The sequence below is a fragment of the Paenibacillus sp. FSL R7-0216 genome, from assembly GCF_037969915.1.
In the GTDB taxonomy this organism is placed as follows: Bacteria; Bacillota; Bacilli; order Paenibacillales; family Paenibacillaceae; genus Fontibacillus; species Fontibacillus rhizolycopersici.
The window spans coordinates 1232483-1251154 of the sequence record NZ_CP150222.1; the positions used below are offsets into that span (position 1 = coordinate 1232483).

The 18672-nt window shown below is 56.9% G+C and carries 15 protein-coding genes and 1 riboswitch; of the genes, 12 read left to right on the forward strand and 3 right to left on the reverse strand.

Translation table 11 applies throughout. From position 1 onward, the window contains the following. Window positions 1-59: 59 nt before the first annotated feature. Together MKZ15_RS05180 and MKZ15_RS05185 are read left to right on the forward strand one after the other, a co-directional pair. Window positions 60-824 carry an SDR family oxidoreductase gene (locus MKZ15_RS05180; protein ID WP_213623544.1) on the forward strand — a complete coding sequence of 255 codons (765 nt, stop codon included), beginning with the start codon at window positions 60-62 and terminating at the stop codon, window positions 822-824. 43 nt (window positions 825-867) lie between these two features. After that, a complete protein-coding gene (locus tag MKZ15_RS05185; RefSeq protein WP_339820358.1) occupies window positions 868-1767 on the forward strand; it encodes a nucleotidyltransferase domain-containing protein in 900 nt (299 codons plus the stop codon). Between the two features lie 165 nt (window positions 1768-1932). Here the strand turns inward: MKZ15_RS05185 and MKZ15_RS05190 are convergent, their stop codons facing one another. Further along, window positions 1933-2823, reverse strand: coding sequence for a collagen-like protein (locus MKZ15_RS05190; RefSeq protein WP_339820360.1), 891 nt, complete (start codon window positions 2821-2823; stop codon window positions 1933-1935). Window positions 2824-3260: 437 nt separating this feature from the next. On the opposite strand from MKZ15_RS05190, the gene MKZ15_RS05195 reads away from it, so the two are divergent. The 5 genes from MKZ15_RS05195 to MKZ15_RS05215 all read left to right on the forward strand — a co-directional run bounded on the left by MKZ15_RS05195 (window position 3261) and on the right by MKZ15_RS05215 (window position 8362). Then, window positions 3261-4025, forward strand: a complete 765-nt coding sequence (locus tag MKZ15_RS05195) for an ATP-binding cassette domain-containing protein (RefSeq protein ID WP_339822294.1) — start codon at window positions 3261-3263, stop codon at window positions 4023-4025. Between the two features lie 11 nt (window positions 4026-4036). Beyond that, the gene (locus tag MKZ15_RS05200; RefSeq protein ID WP_339822297.1) at window positions 4037-4708 is read left to right on the forward strand and encodes a methionine ABC transporter permease; all 672 of its coding nucleotides are present in this window, start codon (window positions 4037-4039) and stop codon (window positions 4706-4708) included. 17 nt (window positions 4709-4725) lie between these two features. Then, window positions 4726-5601 carry a MetQ/NlpA family ABC transporter substrate-binding protein gene (locus MKZ15_RS05205; protein ID WP_339820363.1) on the forward strand — a complete coding sequence of 292 codons (876 nt, stop codon included), beginning with the start codon at window positions 4726-4728 and terminating at the stop codon, window positions 5599-5601. A gap of 69 nt (window positions 5602-5670) precedes the next feature. Next, on the forward strand, window positions 5671-6957 hold the full coding sequence (locus MKZ15_RS05210; protein WP_339820366.1) for a glycoside hydrolase family 18 protein: 1287 nt from the start codon (window positions 5671-5673) through the stop codon (window positions 6955-6957). 106 nt (window positions 6958-7063) lie between these two features. Then, window positions 7064-7217, forward strand: a riboswitch (FMN riboswitch). Between the two features lie 131 nt (window positions 7218-7348). Further along, window positions 7349-8362 (forward strand): DMT family transporter, encoded by a 1014-nt coding sequence (locus MKZ15_RS05215; RefSeq protein WP_155606380.1) that lies wholly within the window; start codon window positions 7349-7351, stop codon window positions 8360-8362. Between the two features lie 96 nt (window positions 8363-8458). On the opposite strand, the gene MKZ15_RS05220 is transcribed toward MKZ15_RS05215, so the two are convergent. After that, window positions 8459-10594: a glycoside hydrolase family 52 protein gene (locus MKZ15_RS05220; protein WP_339820369.1), complete on the reverse strand. Its 2136-nt coding sequence runs from the start codon at window positions 10592-10594 to the stop codon at window positions 8459-8461. 169 nt (window positions 10595-10763) lie between these two features. On the opposite strand from MKZ15_RS05220, the gene MKZ15_RS05225 reads away from it, so the two are divergent. Then, complete coding sequence (locus MKZ15_RS05225; RefSeq protein WP_213623512.1) at window positions 10764-11690, forward strand: AraC family transcriptional regulator; 927 nt, start codon at window positions 10764-10766, stop codon at window positions 11688-11690. Between the two features lie 27 nt (window positions 11691-11717). Then, window positions 11718-13409: an alpha/beta fold hydrolase gene (locus MKZ15_RS05230; RefSeq protein WP_339820374.1), complete on the forward strand. Its 1692-nt coding sequence runs from the start codon at window positions 11718-11720 to the stop codon at window positions 13407-13409. A 916-nt stretch (window positions 13410-14325) separates the two neighbouring features. On the opposite strand, the gene MKZ15_RS05235 is transcribed toward MKZ15_RS05230, so the two are convergent. Further along, on the reverse strand, window positions 14326-15981 hold the full coding sequence (locus tag MKZ15_RS05235; protein WP_339820377.1) for a glycoside hydrolase family 9 protein: 1656 nt from the start codon (window positions 15979-15981) through the stop codon (window positions 14326-14328). A 370-nt stretch (window positions 15982-16351) separates the two neighbouring features. Here MKZ15_RS05235 and MKZ15_RS05240 point away from each other — a divergent pair, with 370 nt between their 5' ends. The 3 genes from MKZ15_RS05240 (at window position 16352) to MKZ15_RS05250 (ending at window position 18659) form a co-directional block, all read left to right on the forward strand. Beyond that, complete coding sequence (locus tag MKZ15_RS05240; protein ID WP_339820379.1) at window positions 16352-17137, forward strand: amino acid ABC transporter substrate-binding protein; 786 nt, start codon at window positions 16352-16354, stop codon at window positions 17135-17137. A gap of 100 nt (window positions 17138-17237) precedes the next feature. Then, window positions 17238-17897: an amino acid ABC transporter permease gene (locus tag MKZ15_RS05245; RefSeq protein ID WP_155606385.1), complete on the forward strand. Its 660-nt coding sequence runs from the start codon at window positions 17238-17240 to the stop codon at window positions 17895-17897. Window positions 17898-17909: 12 nt separating this feature from the next. After that, window positions 17910-18659, forward strand: coding sequence for an amino acid ABC transporter ATP-binding protein (locus MKZ15_RS05250; RefSeq protein WP_339820383.1), 750 nt, complete (start codon window positions 17910-17912; stop codon window positions 18657-18659). Window positions 18660-18672: the final 13 nt, after the last annotated feature.

Here is an 18672-nt window from a genome sequence, read left to right on the forward strand (position 1 = left end):
GAGTAATGCCCGATGAAGGTCCAAGCGGGGGACACCAAGTTCAAGGAGGTAACGTAATGATGCTTCATATCGATCTATCGGGGAAAATCGCGCTCATTACCGGAGCGACCGGCCAATTGGGCCGGGTCATGACAAGGACGTTGTCGGCTTGCGGAGCGAAGGTGGCCATTCACTATGTCCATAATGAGGCCAAAGCGCAGGAATTACAGCGGGAGATTACCGCGGCCGGCGGAACGGCCATCACCGTGCGGGGCGACATTACGAAGGAAGCGGAGATTAGAGCCATGCAAGCGAAGGTGGCGGCGGAGCTAGGCGATCCGGATATCGTGGTAGCCAATGCGGTTGTGCAATATAACTGGACCTCGGTTCTGGAACAACCGGCGGAGGATTACGTGAGCCAGTTCGAATCTTGCGTGCTGCAGAGCGTGTTTCTAGCCAAGGCGTTTATTCCGGCGATGATCGGCAAAGGATCGGGGCGGTTCATCGGGATCAATACCGAATGCGCCATGCAGAATTTCCCTAACCAATCGGCCTATACGGCGGGAAAAAGAGGCATGGACGGCGTATACCGCGTCCTGGCTAAGGAGGTAGGAGAACACGGGATCACCGTCAATCAGGTAGCTCCAGGCTGGACGATCAGCGACCGTGACCGCGAACTTGCGGATCGAAATGATGCGGCCTATATCGCAGGGGTTCCTTTGAAACGCCGAGGCGAAGACCAGGATATCGCCAATGCGGTTGCGTTCCTGGCTTCGGAGTTGGCCGGATTTATCACGGGGGCTTACCTCCCGGTCAGCGGCGGCAATGTGATGCCGGCGATCTAGGCGAGGGATCCGGCTAGGTCGGGCGAGAAAGGAGATAGCGCGGATGGAGCATACGGAAGACGATCCATCGTTGATCTTGAGCCAATTGCGGCAGGTGGAGAAAACGGAACGGGTGCGGATTTTATACGCTTGCGAAGCGGGCAGCCGAGCCTGGGCGTACGCGTCAGCCGCCAGCGATTACGACGTGAGGTTCATTTACGTGCGGCCGGTGGAGTGGTATTTGTCGATCAAGGACAAAAGAGACGTCATCGAGCGCCTAATCGGCATCGGCACGGAGGTTGCCCACTCTGGAGAGGAGGGTTCCGTGCCGGCTCAGCCGGGGAACGCCGGCGGTCTTGACCTGGCCGGTTGGGATCTGCGCAAGGCGTTGTCGCTGCTCGGCAAAGGCAATCCGGCCTTATTCGAGTGGCTGGCTTCGCCGATCGTCTACGCCGAAGCCTTTCGGTTTCTGGAACGGCTGCAGGCCCTGACGCCGCACGCCTTCTCCGCCAAGGCGGCCATCCACCATTATTTGCATATGGCGAAGCGCAACCTGCGGACGGAGCTGAGAGGCGAGAAGGCCGCGCCCAAGGCCTACTTTTACGTCCTCCGGCCGTTGCTGGCCTGCGCTTGGATCGAGCGCCGCGGAACGCCGCCGCCGATGGACATCGAGAAGCTCGTCGAGGCGGCACTGCCGGACGTAAGCGGCGGCGGGCTCCGGGAGGAGATCGGATTGCTACTGACGCGTAAGAAAAGCAGGGCCAAACCGGAACCGGAGCCCCGCCTTCCCCGGTTGGACGAATATTTGACCGAGCGCGTGGCTTATTTTGAGCGGCTTGCTCCGGGGCTGGAATCCCGAAACCGGAGCAAGGATAAGCTGCACGACAGGCTGGATGAATTGTTTCGATCTGTACTGCAGGAGGTTTGGGGGGGCCATTTCTCAGAAGGCCCGAGCGTTTCATAGGCCTGGAACTCACCCTACCTATCTCAATAAGGAAACTCTGTCTCGTAGTTCAATAGCTGATAGGACCGATATCCCTGCACATTCAGCAAGAGGTCCGAATACGATAATAGAAAAAAGACCTGCCAAATCCAGGGCAGGCCGATATAATCGATGGAACGAAAGGAATTATGCCAATTTCAAAATCGTTAAGGTCGAGTTTAACTGATTATGCAACTGAACAGGTGTGGCACTTGCATTTACGATTTGAAGGGTTGCCGGTACGGTCGGGATGCTAACGATGACCTCTGCCGAGGTAGGGCCGCCGCCATTTCCGGTAAATGGGGCCGGCGTGATCGGAGCACCATTAATGGTCAGGTTGAAAGCTGCATCTCCCTGATTGTGGACCGTAAAGTTGACCAAATACGCTCCTGCTTCCGTGATGGTTACTGTAGAGGATGGGGGCGTGAAGATAAACGCTCCGCCGGAGTTTGCCAAGAGCCCGTTGAACGTAATGGCGGTATTGCCAGGCACCGTATCGGTTCCAGGACCGGGGTTAACGCGATAAATACTTAAAAAGTCGGAGATGCCTCCCGCGGGTCCCGCGGGTCCTGTTGGCCCTGCGGGTCCTACTGCTCCTGCTGGCCCTGCCGGCCCTGCGGGTCCTGCCGGTCCGGGAGGTCCAGGAGGCCCTCCAGCGGGTCCTGCCGGCCCTGCGGGTCCTTGCGGTCCAGGTAAGCCCTGCGGTCCTGCCGGTCCGGTTTCGCCGGTTAGACCTCGCAATCCCTGGGGTCCGACCGGCCCTACGGGCCCTACGGGTCCGATAGGTCCGACGGGTCCGGCAGGACCGGGAACTCCCTGCGGGCCCGGAATGCCTTGTTGACCCGAGACGCCTTGAATTCCCATCGGCCCTTGCGGGGCTTGCACTTTAATGTTTGGCTTTACCTTGATTTTGATGATCTTAGTCTTTTTTCCTTTTACATGGTGGAAGTGGCGTTTGTGGATTTTGTGGCCTTTGTGCAGTTTCCGAAGTTTACGGTGCTTGCGTGGTTTGCAATGCTTGCTTTCGTTCATTCCCATCTAAGTCGTTACACCTCCAATAATGTTGATTCAACCTTAGTGTATTGTCTATTCGGCAGAATGTTTGGACGATTGACCTCTATGCGCAGAAAGCGGTTTTTGCCTAAACCCCAAGGAATGGAAGCCCCCAACTCTCTGAAAACACTTTCCCGCTTACTGTAATTACTAGCTTCTAAGCCAAGCTAGGACAAGCCCTCTCCTATTTCCGTTCGACATCTCCCGGCAAACAATGGTATTGATTTTCCCGCCCATAGATTTGTTTTCTCCCCCCAGCACGTTTACGAAGATTGCGTGGAAGGATTGCCCTTGGTTTTATAATAATCAATAAGAATTAGTGACACAGCGCAATTAATAGTCTATAATCAACTGGTGAAAGCTCGATGAAACAGGACTTTAAAATAAGTAATACAGAAGCAACCCGAAAGGGGGAGACGCTTATCATCACTTTGGAGCATGTCAGCAAAACCTACAGCTTGCAGAACGGACGATTCGAGGCGGTGCGCGATGTATCCCTGCGGGTTCCGCAAGGCACCATCCACGGTATCATCGGTCCCAGCGGAGCCGGTAAATCGACGCTGCTGCGAATGATGAACGCCTTGGAGCTGCCGGATCAGGGAACCGTGACGGTACTGGGCCAGGAGCTTACTGCGCTCCCCGAGACCACGCGGCGTGAAGTGCGGCGTTCGATCGGCATGATTTTTCAGCAGTTTCATCTGCTGAATAATCGCACGGTCAGCGGCAATGTTTCCGTGCCGTTGGAACTTGCCGGTTTGCACCGGAGGGAGCGCCTTAACCGTGTACGGGAATGCCTGCGTTTTGTCGGTCTGGAGGATAAGGCCGGCCAATACCCGGCTTCCCTTAGCGGTGGGCAGAAGCAGCGAGTGGCCATCGCCAGGGCGTTGGCCAGTCGGCCGGACATCCTGCTCTGCGACGAGCCGACCTCCTCGCTGGACCCGAAGACGACTGCGGAGATTCTGGAAGTGCTGCTGCATATCCATCGGACGCTGGGAGTGACGATCGTGATCGTCACGCATGAGATGGACGTGGTCCGCAGCATCTGTCAAGGGGTTTCTGTGATGGAGGACGGCCGGTTGATCGATGCGTTTACGCTCGAACGAAACGAGGCGGAGGCCGGAACCTCCGGTATCGCTGGCTACAGCGCTTCTTACCGGGAACTGCTGCTTGGCGGGACGGAGGTGTGAGGGTGTTTGATATGACCTTGATGTGGGACAACTTCATCCAGTATCGCAGCCAAATTGGCGAAGCGGTCGGCGAGACGTTCGCCATGGTTGGGATCGCGCTGCTCGCTGCCATTCTCCTCGGTTTGCCTACGGGAACCGCCTTGTATCTAACCGGCAAAGGCCAGCTTTATGAACACCGCCTGGGGTATGGCCTGTTGAACGGAGCGGTTAATGTCATTCGTTCCTTTCCGTTCCTGCTGCTGGTGGTGTTTATGATTCCGCTCACCCGTCTCATCGTCGGTACGGCGATCGGGACGCTGGCGGCCTCCATCCCGCTTGCGGTCGTTGCGATTGCGATTTATGCGCGGTTTGTCGAGCAATCGCTACTCGAGGTGCCGCGAGGCGTAATCGAATCGGCGCGGTCCATGGGGGCGTCGAAGCTTCAGATTGTGGCGAAGTTTCTATATGTGGAAGCCCGGTCCGGCCTGGTGTTGGGTCTGACTTCCTCGACGATCAGCTTTATTTCTTATTCCACGGTGATGGGCGTGGTTGGCGGCGGCGGCGTAGGTGATTTTGCCATCCGCTACGGTTATCAGCGGTTCGAAACCGAGCTGATGGCCGCGGTGATCCTGCTGATGATTGTTCTGGTGCAAGGAATTCAATTTATAGGAAATGCGTTGTCCCGTTGGTTGGATAAACGCTAATAACGGAGGGAGAAATCATGATAAAGACAGGTAAATGGATGATGACGCTGGTCCTGCTGATATTGGTATTAAGCGCATGCGGCAATAATGGCAACGCTTCGAACGCTTCAAACACCGGGAATGCGGAGACAGGCGTAGGCGCACCGGCCGCGGCCGAGTCCGAGACGACGGAAATGACAACGTTAAAGGTCGCGTCTTTGATTCCGCCGATGACCGACATCCTTGAACTCATTAAACCGCAGCTCAAAGAGGAAGGTATCAACTTGGAGATCGTCGTGTTGTCCGACAATATTCAGCCTAACGACGCGCTAGCGAACAAAGAAGTCGATGCGAACTTCTTCCAGCACGTGCCTTGGATGGAAGAATACAATAAGAATAAAAACGCCAACCTCGTCCCGGTTCAGCCGGTTTATCATGCCGTGTACGGAGCTTACTCCAAACGCTATAAATCGATGGAAGAATTGCCGGACGGCGCGACCATCGTGATCGCAAACGACGCGACGAACGGGGGACGATCGCTAGATATGCTGGATAAGGCCGGCGTGATCAAACTGAAGGAAGGCGTGGGCATCCATGCTACCGTGGGTGATATCGTAGAAAATAGCCACAACTACAAATTCGAAGAAGTTGATCTACTGATGCTGGCGCGGATGTTGGATGACGCCGATTTGGTGCTGATGACTCCGGCTTATGCCAGCCCGCTGGGTCTTACGCCGAAGAAAGACGCTTTGCTGACAGAAACCGTGGAATCGGCTTTTGCGATCACCTTGGTCGCCCGCCAGGACAATCAGGATTCGGAACCGATCCAGAAGCTGGCGAAGGCGATTTCCAGTCCGGAAGTCAAAAAATTCCTTGAAGACAATTACAACGAGATTGCCCTTCCGGCGTTCTGACGGGGAATAGGTCAAACTGGCTCCTTCATAGGATGGTGATAACATGATCCATATGAAGGAGGGGAGCAGATGCAGATTCATCCTGTCCAGCCGGGCCAAACGTCGTACAGCATCGCGGATGCTTATGGCGTACCTTATGAGGATATCGTCGAAGCCAACGAACTGCCGAACCCGGAACAGCTTGTGGTTGGACAAACCTTGGTTATCCCGATTGTCGGCAGCTATTACTGGGTTCGGTCCGGGGACAGCCTATGGTCGATCGCGCAGCGATTTGGGTTAAGTTATCAAGAGCTGGCTCGTGTCAACGCCATTGCCGCGGATCAACCCCTGTCGATCGGATTTCGGTTATATATCCCGCCGCGCCCGCGTAGAAGCGCCGAGTTTAACGCCTACGTTGAGCCGCGCGGGGGGACGGTTGCTCCAGCGCTGGAGCGAAGCGCGCGCGAAGTGGCGCAGCACCTGACGTACCTGGCTCCATTTAGCTTTCAGGCGCAGCGGGATGGTTCGCTCAAGGAGCCGCCGCTCAATCAGTTTCCGGAAATCGCCCGGGCGAACCGGGTCGTGCTGATGATGGTGATCACGAATCAGGAGAACGATCAATTTAGCGATGAGTTAGGCCGGATTTTGCTGAACGATATCCCGATCCAGGACCGTTTTCTGGACAATATCGTTACGACGGCAAGCAATTACGGTTTTCGGGATATCCATTTCGATTTCGAGTTCTTGCGGCCGGCCGACCGGGAAGCCTACAACGCTTTTCTGCGAAAAGCCAAAGCGCGTTTTGCGCAACAGGGTTGGCTGATGTCCACTGCTCTGGCGCCCAAGACAAGCGCCGGCCAACAGGGGCTGTGGTATGAAGCGCATGATTATCGGGCGCACGGGGAAATCGCCGACTTCGTTGTGATCATGACCTATGAGTGGGGCTACAGCGGGGGACCAGCCCAGGCGGTATCCCCGATCGGTCCGGTCCGTCGTGTGATCGAATACGCGTTGACCGAAATGCCCGGCTCCAAAATCATGATGGGGCAAAATCTGTATGGCTACGATTGGACGCTGCCCTTCGTGCAAGGAAGCGTCGCGCGGGCGGTTAGTCCCCAGCAAGCGATCCAAATTGCGGCGCGCCACGGCGTCGCGATTCAATACAGCGACCGGGATCAGGCTCCGTTTTATCATTATTGGGATGGGGAAGGACGGGAACATGAAGTATGGTTTGAGGATGCCCGCTCAATCCAAGCCAAGTTTAATTTGATCAAGGAGCTGGGGCTGCGCGGGATGAGCTATTGGAAGCTGGGCTTGAGTTTTCCGCAAAATTGGCTGCTGATCGAGAACAACTTCGATGTGGTCAAAAGAGGGTAGAACCTAATTTTTCGGACGTGAGAGGACCTTGTGATTTTTGTAACAGAGTTCCCGAAAATCCTGCGTTATGATATAAACAAGTTAAGTAATCAAAATTTAAATGAATAGAGATCTTCGGGGTAAGGTGAAATTCCTAACCGGCGGTGAGGTTTCTGATTGCAGAAACTGCAGCCCGCGACTCGCTTGTGGCTTCGGCCGCACGCGACTGACTTGGTGTAATTCCAAGGCCGACGGTAAAGTCCGGATGGGAGAAGATCAATAAAGCTATAGTTTGATCCAGGGACCGGTACGGTTCCTGACAGGCTTATTTGGTCAGCCCCCGCAAACCTTTACGAAGGTCGATGCGGGGGTTTTCTACTTAGACCCTCTATTCAAGAAGGGGACAAACACCATGGAAAAAGCAAATGTTAGCGGCGGACTCGGGATTCAGGCTGGGGCGGGCGCGGGGGCGCTTACGGGGACATCCGGCCAGGTTCAGCAATCGTCTGCGAAGGCAGAGGCACGCAAATCGCGAAGCGGGTTTTGGCTCGTTGTTTTGGGGGCGGCGCTGTGGGGCGTTGACCCGTTATTTCGAGTCATCTTGCTGGAGTCGCTGACGTCGGCTCAAATTGTACTCATTGAGCACCTTATTATAGCGCTCATTGCCATACCTGTCTTATGGAACAACCGCACCGAGCTGAAAGGGCTGGGCTGGAAGCAAGGGGGCGCGCTGCTCTTCATTTCCTGGGGCGGTTCCGCCATCGCCACGATTCTGTTTACGATGGCGCTGTCGAACGGCGATCTGAACGCTGTGCTGCTGCTGCAGAAGATGCAACCGCTGTTTGCCATCCTGTTGGCCGGATTGCTGCTCAAGGAGAAGCTGCCTCGGTTCTTCTTCGGCTTCTTGGTCATTGCGCTGCTCGGAACGTATTTGCTGACCTTCGGATTTACGATGCCAATCGGGCATTGGAGCGACTTTGTGCAGGTGGGCAGCTTGCTGTCGCTGGGCGCGGCCGCGTTGTGGGGCGGATCCACCGTGATGGGCCGGATGATGGTTGGGCATATGAAGTATGAGACGGTGACGTCGCTGCGGTTTGTATTGGCGCTGCCGCTGCTGCTGGCCATCACCTGGAACGAAGGGGCCGCCTGGAACCTGCCTGCCGGTACCTCACAAATTGCCGCGCTTTCGCTCAACATGCTGGGACAAGCGCTGCTGCCGGGACTGCTCAGCCTGCTTGTATACTACAAGGGGCTGACGACAACGAAGGCTTCGGTCGCCACATTAGCCGAACTCAGCTTCCCGATGGTCGGGGTTCTAATCAACTGGATTGCCTTCCAGCAGATGATTACACCCGCCCAGGTGTGCGGATTCGTTCTGATTTGGGGCACGTTGTTCCTGATCTCCCGCCAGGGAGCCAAGCAATAACCTTTCGCTTATAAAAAGAAGCGAGGTTTCCGCCCTTAACTGGGTTCGGAAACCTCGCTTTTTTTCGCTTTATTCAGCTCGCTTGGCCGTGATCGTTTAGTTCTCGTCCAGCCACAAAATCGCCGTCACGCCGCGCGGATAATACCGGCTGCCGCAGATTACGCCGGCCATCATCTGATCGCTCCAGCTCCAGAAGGCGTTCTTCTCGGAGGTCAGCCAGGCGACATGCGCGGCGTCGGCCGCTTGGCCCCGTTCATCCCAGGCCAGGCCTAGGATCCGGCGGGCGATGAATTGACACAGATAAATTTTGCTGAGCCAGGAATTGTTGCTCGTCGAGGACAGCTTCCACCCACCGTCTTCGAACAGGCAGATACCGGGTTGCAACACCGTGTTCAGGTGCGTGGACAATGCCCGAATATATTCGCCGAACCGGCCGTTCGGATCCAGCGCTTCTTCGCATCCAGTGTACAGCGGGAAGATCAGACCCTCGATCGCCGGGATAATCTTGGAGTCGTTATTTTCCTGGATGACCGCCGGAATGTAGCCGCCTGGCAGCAGATGCGCGGTGATCGTCCCGGCACACCGCTCTGCTTGCCGTCCGGCCAGTTCGGCCGCCGCCTCGCGTCCGTTTGCTCGCAGTAGCTTTTCCATCGCGACGTAAGCTGCCCAGCTCTTGCCAGCCAAATAAATGTTGTTCCGCGCTTGACCCAGCGAGACATCCAAGCTGTCGTAAGTGGTGATTTCGGCACCGCCCATCGTGCGGGAACTGTCAAGGCCCATGACGCCGGTCCGTTTAGCTGGGTCCGGATGATCGCGATTCACCATACTTTCCAGACATTGCTCCAGGATCGGCAGGTTGCGATCCAGCCATTCGCGGTCATTCGTTTGCTGGACGTAAACCGTGGCGCTCAATACCCAGTTGACGAGCTGCTCATGGGTCATATGGGAGAAGCAATCGTCAATGGCATGCAGCTCGTAAACCGAATAGCCCGGTCGGGAGAACGTGTTGGCGACGCCCATGTCGTGCGTGAAGCTGATGCCGCCGGGATATTCGGTCGCATCTCCGGGAAGACGTACCGTGTCCCGATAACTGTAGCGGCTGGTGTAGAGATCCAGCTCGTTTTTGACCGTCCACGGGTTCATTTTCAGCTCAAAAAACAACTGGTCGACCAGCAAATCGAACGTATTCATCATCCGGTATTCGCCTTCGTTCACGACCCAAAGCGGCTTGCCGTCCTGCTCCAGCAGCTCGGTGGAACCGTAATAGCTACGGATCGCGTGCGCGAGCATAAACTTCTGGTCCTCGGTCAACTTCGAGTCGTAGACAAGCGTCTCGGCTTTCTGCGCAACCTCCAGCTTACGGTCGAACTCAGCCAGTGCATAATCGGCTACGTCCTCGATATTGGCGAAATACCGCGTGTAATAGTAGGACGCGTCCATCCCGGTGGTGACGTAACCGGCGCGATAGAAACAGAGCGCAAAGCGGTAGGTAGCTTTCTCGCCGGCGGGGGTATCCATGAGCAGCGCGCCCACTGGCCCGAGACCAAAACGGAGGTTCTCCGGAACCTTTGGCTTCAGGATGGATTCCATCTTGAAGAATCCGGCGCTTGTAATCCGCGGGTCGTTCGCTGCAATCGCGGTATGGCGGCCCTGGCCGACGCCGCAGATCCGGCCGTCGGTCACATCCTCCAAGCGTCGGATCGCGCTGAACGGATCGATGTTCTGCAAACCGAAGAAGGCTTTCCGGGCCGAGGTTCCCCGCGTGTTGTCGACCGTGATTTCGGCCAGCACGGCCGGCATGAGCGCGAAGCGCAGCTGATCTTCGGTCGCCGTCTCAGGGTCGGGCACGCCTTCAAACGGCGAGATCAGGCGGAACGTCAAATCGCCGGCTTGCCATTCGTCGATCGCCGCACCGAATCGGCGGACAATCTCGCTGCGGCCGAACGGTTCGATGAGACCGCTTTCTTTTTTCTGAACGGAATGCTGCTCGCTGGACTCGTCGCCGCTCTCTTCCGTCGTATAACGGTCCCGCTCATCCAGACCTTCGCCGAAGAACGGCAGGGCCCGGTAATGGTCTTGCCCGTCGTCCTGCAAGCCGATGTAAATGTTCTGCTTAGGCGGGCTGCCCAGTTCGAGGTCGAATCCGCCGCTTTGGCCGGGATGTCCTAACGTAAAGCTGGCGAAGGCTCCCATCGGGGAGTGATGCGCGTTGAAAAATATATTTTTACCCAAGTTGATTACCTCCTGTTCAATTGGTTGCGGTTGTGCTAGTTTGATTATATCAAGGCTTTGGGGGAACGCCCATATCCAAACCGTCGATTGATTTATCCAAAACGTTCAAAGACGGCGAGGGGGGACCACGGCGAGGGGGGACCAAAAGCAGCGAAACGGAGGGACGAGGGTGGTTAGAGAGCATCAGGTTACGGAATATATGCTGCCGGATATGGATTCGACGTTTAAGCTCTTTGCCGCGCATCTGCGGACGGTGACGAGCGCGTGGTCGTACCCGCGGCACAGCCATCCGCTGTTCGAAGTGAACCTGCTGCTGGCGGGCAGTCAGGAGATGATCGTGGGCGGCAAACGGTACGTACAGCAGCCCGGCGATTTCCTGCTGCTGCGCCCCGAGGACGTGCACGAAAGCCGGACGCTGGGGACGGAGTCGATGACGTATTATTGTCTGCATTTTAATGTCGACGAACCCGTGCTTCGCGAGCTGCTGTGCCGCGGCGAGGAGCTCTTGCATGCGGCGGACAGCCCGCTGGCCGAGATCATCCGGCCAAGCCTGGATAAGCTGATCGCGTTGACCTCGCACGGGGCGGGCGCTAAGCTGGCGGACAAGATGCGGGCTTTGTCCGCGGTGTTCGAGCTGTTCGCCGGCCTGAGCGAAGGGCTGGCAGAACGGGAAGTCGGCGCTCCGGGCAGCCGGATGAACCGGATCGCGGCAGAGATTGCCGCCGGCTTGGAACGCAGCGTTGACGAGTCGGAGGCTGTAAACGCGATAACGGGCGAGGGTATCGGCGGCGACGGCGATGGCGACGGGGTCGATGGGGATCGGACACGCGAAACCGTTGCGGCGGTTACCGCCGGACTCGGCTATAGCGCGTCCTCCTGCAACCGGATTTTCCGCAGCGTCTACGGGATGTCGCCGCGCCAGTACTTATCGGCGCTAAAGCTGAAGAAGGCCAAGCTCCTGTTGATGGAGCCGGAACTCTCGGTGGAAGCCGTCTCCATGCGTCTCGGTTACAAGGATATCGCGCATTTCAGCCGGCAGTTTAAGCGCTGGACTGGGGAATCGCCTGGCAAGTTTCGAGCTAGGTTTCACATTTAACTCTTATTATGAAAGGGGTTGGCTGCAGTGACAGTTGAAAGCGCTGACTTATTGGCGTTGCCGCTCCGTAAGCGGATCGTCTTTTTTGGCGACAGCATTACGGAGAACGGAACGTACATCCGTAATTTAGAGGCATTTTTCTTGAAGCATCTGCCGGAACACCGGCTGGAGTGGATCAATCTGGGGGTCAGCAGTGAAACCGCGGCAGGAACCAGCGAAGCGGATCATCCGTTTCCCCGGCCCTGCGTGCACGAGCGTTTGGAGCGCGCCTTGGCGGAAGTGCAGCCGGATTGGGCGTTTATTTGCTACGGAATGAACGACGGCATCTACCATCCGCTTGGAGAGCAGCGTTTTGAAGCTTATCGCGACGGAGTGCGCCGGGCCGTGGACCGGGTGCGCGGCGAGGGAGCCCGCGTCATCCTGATGACGCCGCCGCCGTTTGACGTTGCTTCAGCCGGCGGGGAGGCATTGCCGGGAGGAATGGACGACTACTCGTTTGAGCGTCCTTTCATCGATTATAACGCCGTCTTGGACCGTTATGGGGACTGGGTGCGCGAGTACGGCGAGGCCGAAGGGCTGACGGTCGTGGATCTCCGCGGTCCGCTTGGCGAATTGATTCGCGCTCGGAGGGAGGCGGACCCCGGCTATCGCTACGGCGATGGCATCCACCCGAACGAAGACGGGCATTGGGTGATCGCTCGGACGATTCTGAGCCGTGTGTTCCATCTGGAGCTGGAGCGGATGCCAGATTGGGCGGATGGCGGAGACGGCGCGTTCATCCGGCTCGTCGGCGAGCGCCGAGCCGTGCTGAATGCGGCATGGCGGGAGCATGTCGGGCATACGAACCCGAACAAGATGGAGACGCCGCCGCTCGCGGAGGCGTTGCTGCAGGCTGAGGCGTTGCTGCCGGCGATCAAGCGGGCCGCCTTGGAGGAGGGCGGCGCGGAGAGTGCTGAGGTGAGCGAATGGATGGGCTTTGCGCGCACCGACTTTTACTTCGGCGGCCGCGAATGCGTGGTGGTCGCTCCGCAGGATGCCGCGCCTGGTCGGCCGTGGGTGTGGCGGAGCGAGTTCTTCGGCGCGTTCGCGGACGCCGACCTCGCCCTGCTCGAGCAAGGCTGGCATCTCGCCTATTGCTGGCTGAGCCATCTTTACGGCTGCCCGTACGCTGCCGGGCAGATGGAAGCCTTTCGCGCCGAGGTGGCCGCGAAATACGGGCTCACCCTGAAGCCGGTGTTGTTCGGCTTCAGCCGGGGCGGCCTGTACGCGCTGCGGTACGCCGCGCTGTACCCGGATCGCGTCGCGGCGTTGTACCTCGACGCGCCGGTGGTGGACATCCGCAGTTGGCCGGGGGGCCAGGGGGCGGGTCGGGGCGCGCCGGAGGAGTGGCGCGACTGCTTGGCGGCGTACGGCATCGCCCAAGCCGCGTCTTCTCCGGCGGACGTCGCCCGGCTTGCCGGCGAGGAGACGGAGCGCCTGCTGGCGGGGCTGGTCGCGCCGGCCCGCGCCGGCGTGCCGGTGCTGCTCGTCTCCGGCGACGCCGACCTCGACGTGCCGTTCGAGGAGAACGGCGCGGTGCTGGAGCGCGTCTACCAAGCCCATGGCGGCGCGGTGACGGCGATCCTCAAGCCGGGTGGCGGGCATCACCCGCACAGCTTGCCCGACATCACGCCCATCGTGGAGTTTGTCCTCACAGCGGCTGCGAACCACAGCCGATAACAACCGTGAACCACCGTCTGATGCGATTTGGACGGTGGTTCGTTGCGTTAAGCGGTGGGGAAGTACGGATGAGGAAGAGGGGCGTGGAAGGAGTAAGCGGGTTTATGGCCGGTAGCCGGTAGCTGGCAGCCCAAAGCTTGTAACTTGTAGCCCGTACCTTGGATCATCACACTCGTAGCTCACAACTCGTAGCTCACAACTCGTAGCACACAACTCACAACTCGCAACTCACAACTCGCAACTCACAACTCGCAACTCGCAACTCGCAACTCATAACTCATAACTCATAACTCATAACTCATAACTCATAACTCATAACTCATAACGCACAACCCGGATCTCGAAATTTGCGAACGGGTAACTAGTAACTCATGATTTGCAACACACCATTTCCAGCATGTATCTAGTATTTCGTTTGCGCTGCACGTTGGGGGGAATTAGTGGCTTCTCACGTACGCCTGGATGGGTTAGCTGGATCGCACCCCGGTCTTTTTGCGCAAAACTTAGATCTACATAACAGTTCGCTGCTGCAGCTAACCTTTTAACAGGACATTCTATATGAAAGTTCATATAGAATTCGAGGTTTGATGATGGAATGAGCAGTTATGTTCGAAATATCATATATAATCTCCGCATTCGGCTCCCCAACAGCCCAATCTGTATGAAATTTCATATATAACTCCCTATTTGAGCGTGAATCCGGCAATTATATTCGAAATTTCATATATAATCCCAATGAACGAACGTCCTAACCTAATACCCCCAAGTTCGCGCATACTCTCGCCGACGCCCACGCTACTCCAGGACGCGAACGAGGACGGATGGAGGGGCAACGGTACCGACCACAACTGGTTGAGCCACTGAAAAAGGACGCACGCAGGCGCATTCCCCGCGGCGTCCTTTGATCCGAGAAAAGTTACTTTACAAACTGCGATACGGCGAACACGGCCGGCGAGTTCCAATAGATCGTCACTTCATTGCCGGCATAGCTTAGCTCATGGTCGACGAAGCATTGTGCCGGAGGCAGTCCTTGCAGATGCTCCTGCATATAGTCGTCGTTCAGGTTGCGGTTCGGTCCCCCGGACACGAGGCCGGGAACGGACGCTTCCACGTCGTCCGCTACAGACGGGCGATAATGCAGATGGTTGACCGAGCGGTCGCCAAAGCCGGACACGTAGCTGAGATCCAGTACGTTGCGGCCCAGGAGATAGTGAATATGCTCGAGCGCCAGCTCCCGGTAACGTTCCTCACCGCCAAGGCGGTTGGCGATCAGGAGGAGCATCGCGTTATTCATCAGCACCATGTTGCTGCCCCAGATATAATCCTCCGGGCGCAGGGAGGTGAGATAACCGTCTTCTGCACAACGGTCGGCTAATCGTTTGGCTTCCGCGAGCAGCCCTTCCTGTAACGCGGTGCGCAATGCGGGATCTGTATCGGCACCTGCCTCCGCGCCGAACAGGTATGCGATTGTCCCATAGCCGCTCATATTGGTCCAGCCCAGCTCGTATTTGGCGAAGGGGAGGGCAGCTAGCCCGCGGAATGCTTCGTGATATTTCCCTTCGCCGGTCGTACGGAAGAGTTCGGCTGCGGCCCAATACCGTTCGTCCAAGTCGCTTGCATCCCCGTATTCGCCCGTGCCGACATCGGCCGGATTCTTGAAGCCGGGACCGTCCGGATGAGGCGGCGTTTGGTCCAGCCAAGCCCAAGCGCGTTCGGCCGTTTGCAGGCAGCGCGTAGCAAAAGCTTCGTCAAACGGTCGATAGACCCGCGCTGCCATCGCCATCACGCCGGCTAGACAGGCGGTAGCGGTGGCGGAGACGGGCAGAAAGTAAAGGTCGTCCCGGTCATCTTCAGGCATGATGTCGAGCGGAGGGAATTGCTTCGTCGTCAACTTGTGAAAGGCGCCGCCCGAGCGCGGGTCCTGCATTTTAAACAACCATTCCAGCTCGTACCGGCATTCGTGCAACACATCCGGTATCCGATCATCGCTTTCCGGCAACGGAATCGGCCGTTGAAACGCCTTGGGGTTCCCCTCGTAAGCTAACAGCAAGTCGGTAACCGCTTTGGCTCCCGGGCCGGTGTATTTCCCATAATCGCCGGCATCGTGCCAACCGCCTCGGCTGTCCAGGCGGAGGGAAGGATCATCGTACACGATGCCCTCGGAAGTATGGCAAGCGTGATGCTTCCAGGGGCCGGCGATGCTCTCCTCCAGCTCCATGCCGCAACGTAAATAATAAAATGCCTTCAGCAAGTCCTGTTGCAAGTCGGCATAGGGATTGCCGGCGATCACAAACGCTGCCGAGCTTTCGCCGTTCAGGCTAACCCGGTAAGTTCCCGGTGTTCTTAGTTCCCCGAAATCGCCCCGGCAGACCGTTGTCCCCGATGCTTCATCCTGCTGCGCAGGACCGGTTGCGCTCCGGTAAACCACTTCTCCTGAGACGGTATCGATCATTTCGAATTCACCGCCCGAGCCGGCGTAAACAAAGGATTTAGCGGCTTCGGCCGGGTAGCCGAGCTGATTGACAGAGATGCTTCGACGCAGTGGTACAGGGGTGTTGGATGTTTGGTTCATGCGTATCCCTCTTTTCGATCGTTAAAGTAAACGTTTTCAAAAATAGGCATTTCTTCGTTTCGCGAATTACTAACCCTACCTCTAGCTCACTCTTCTATCCTTGCATGTTCCGATTCGAATAACAAGACTCGAAATTTAATGATCGATCGTTATAATTTTATCGTTATCGGATCGTTCGGAGATCTGTCACAATAACCGGGAGATTCTGACAAACGACAGGGATCCTATCGACTCTTTTTTGGTAGTATGGTATCATGATAGTCTGATAACGTATTAGCGAACTAAAGCGTAAGGCCTTCTGTCGAAGCAAACACAGGAAAGAGCACAAATGAAGCGTACACAGAGGTCAACTTCAGGGGGAGAGAGACAGATGAAAACGAACCAAAAAATGATCATGATGGGTCTTGTGATGGCTCTGGTATTGACGATGCTGGCCGGTTGTTCGGGCTCGGGAGCCGGGAAAGATGACAACAAGCTGGTGATCGGGATTGACGATAAATTCGCACCGATGGGCTTCCGCGACGAAAAGAACGAAATTGTGGGCTTCGACATTGATTATGCCAAAGCGGCAGCGGAGAAAATGGGAAAGGAGGCCACCTTCCAGCCCATCGACTGGTCGGCTAAGGAATCCGAACTGAATAGCGGTCGGATCGATTTGATCTGGAACGGATATACGATTACGGAAGAACGTCAAGGTAAGGTATTGTTCACGAAGCCTTACTTGAAAAATAGCCAGGTGGTTGTCACGCTAGCCGATTCGGAAATCGCCCAATTAAGCGATCTGGCTGGCAAAGCGGTGGGACTGCAGTCATTGTCCTCCGCGGCGGACGCGCTTAACGCGGCACCGATCAAGAGCGAGATCAAAACCGTTTCCGAATTTCCGGACAACGTGCTGGCGCTCAGCGATCTCAAGACGAAGCGTCTTGACGCGGTTGTCATCGACGAGGTCGTGGCGAGATATTATATGTCCAAAGAAGAAGGGACGTTTAAGCTGCTGGACGAATCGCTGGCGCCTGAAGAATACGGCATCGGCGTGAAGAAAGGCAACGAAGAGCTGCTCAACAAGTTGCAGCAGGCGCTTGATGAACTGAACCAGGACGGTACCGCGTCCGAAATTTCGCAGAAATGGTTCGGCGAAGATAAAGTGCTGAAGTAGAAACGAACCCGCTCAAACCGGATTGCTTCGGAATCCGGTTTTTTGCTGGCTGCGGCTAGCCCGCGGGGCATGGTACAAGTATAAATCGAGGAGAACGACCATGAGTATGGAGTATTTATTGAGTATCCTGGGGCCGATGCTGGAAGGGATGGAAACCACGATTCTGCTGTTTGTGCTGGCGATTGTGACGTCGATTCCGCTGGGATTTGCCTTTACCTTTATGGTTCGCAGCCGAATCAAACCGGTCGCTTGGTTTGCCGGCGCGTACATTTATGTCATGCGCGGCACGCCGCTGTTGCTGCAAATGCTGTTCGTCTGCTTCGGGCTGCCGGTGATTCCGGTCATTGGCGAGTATCTCGTCATGGACCGATTCGCGGCCGCCTGCTTGGCTTTTACGCTGAATTACGCAGCCTACTTCGCGGAGATCTTCCGCGGCGGTCTGCTGGCGATAGACAAAGGCCAATACGAGGCGGCGAAAGTGCTGGGCCTCAGCCGCTGGCAGACGACGACGCGGATCGTGCTGCCGCAAATGCTGCGAATCGCGCTGCCTGCCGTCTCCAACGAGTCGATCACGTTGGTCAAGGATACAGCGCTGCTTTATGCGGTCGCCGTACCCGAACTGCTGCATTTTGCGCAAACGGCGGTCAACCGGGATTTTACGATCATGCCGTTCGTGCTTGCGGGCGTGCTGTATCTGTTGATGACGTTGGTGCTTACCGTGCTGTTCAAGGCACTGGAGCGGAAGTTCAAATTCGAGTAGAGGGCTGGAGTTATGGATCAAGCAATCGTAGAAGTCGAGCATTTACGAAAATCGTTTGACGACCTGGAGGTGTTGAAGGACGTCACCTTTTCCGTCGCTGCTAGTGAGGTGCTGGCGGTAATCGGACCGTCCGGGTCTGGCAAAAGCACGATGCTGCGCGCATTGGCTCATCTTGAGGAAATCGACGGGGGCAGCATCCGCATCGGCGGCGAGACGCTGGCGAAGGACGGATGGTATGCCGGCAGCGCCAAGCTCAAGGGAATCACTGCCCGCATGGGCATGGTGTTCCAGCATTTCAACCTGTTTCCGCACCTTACGGTACGAGGCAACCTGGAGCTCGCTCCCAAGCTGGTCAAGGGATTGCCAGCCACGGACATCCGTGCCAATGCCTCGGAGTTGCTGGAGAAGGTGGGGCTATCGGACAAAGCCGATGTTTATCCCTCCAACCTGTCCGGCGGGCAAAAACAGCGGGTCGCCATCGCCCGGGCGTTGATGATGAGTCCGGAGATCCTGCTGTTCGACGAGCCAACCTCGGCGCTCGATCCCGAACTGACGGGCGAGGTGCTGCAGGTCATGAAGCAGCTCGCCGAAGAGCGGATGACGATGATCGTCGTCACGCATGAGATGGGCTTTGCGCGGGAGGTGGCCGACCGCGTGATGTTTATGGCGGACGGCGAGATTATCGAGTCAGGTCGTCCGGAGCAGTTGTTTGGAGCTCCGCAGCATGAGCGGACCCGGTCTTTTTTGCAGCGGGTACTGTAACGTATAAATTCAA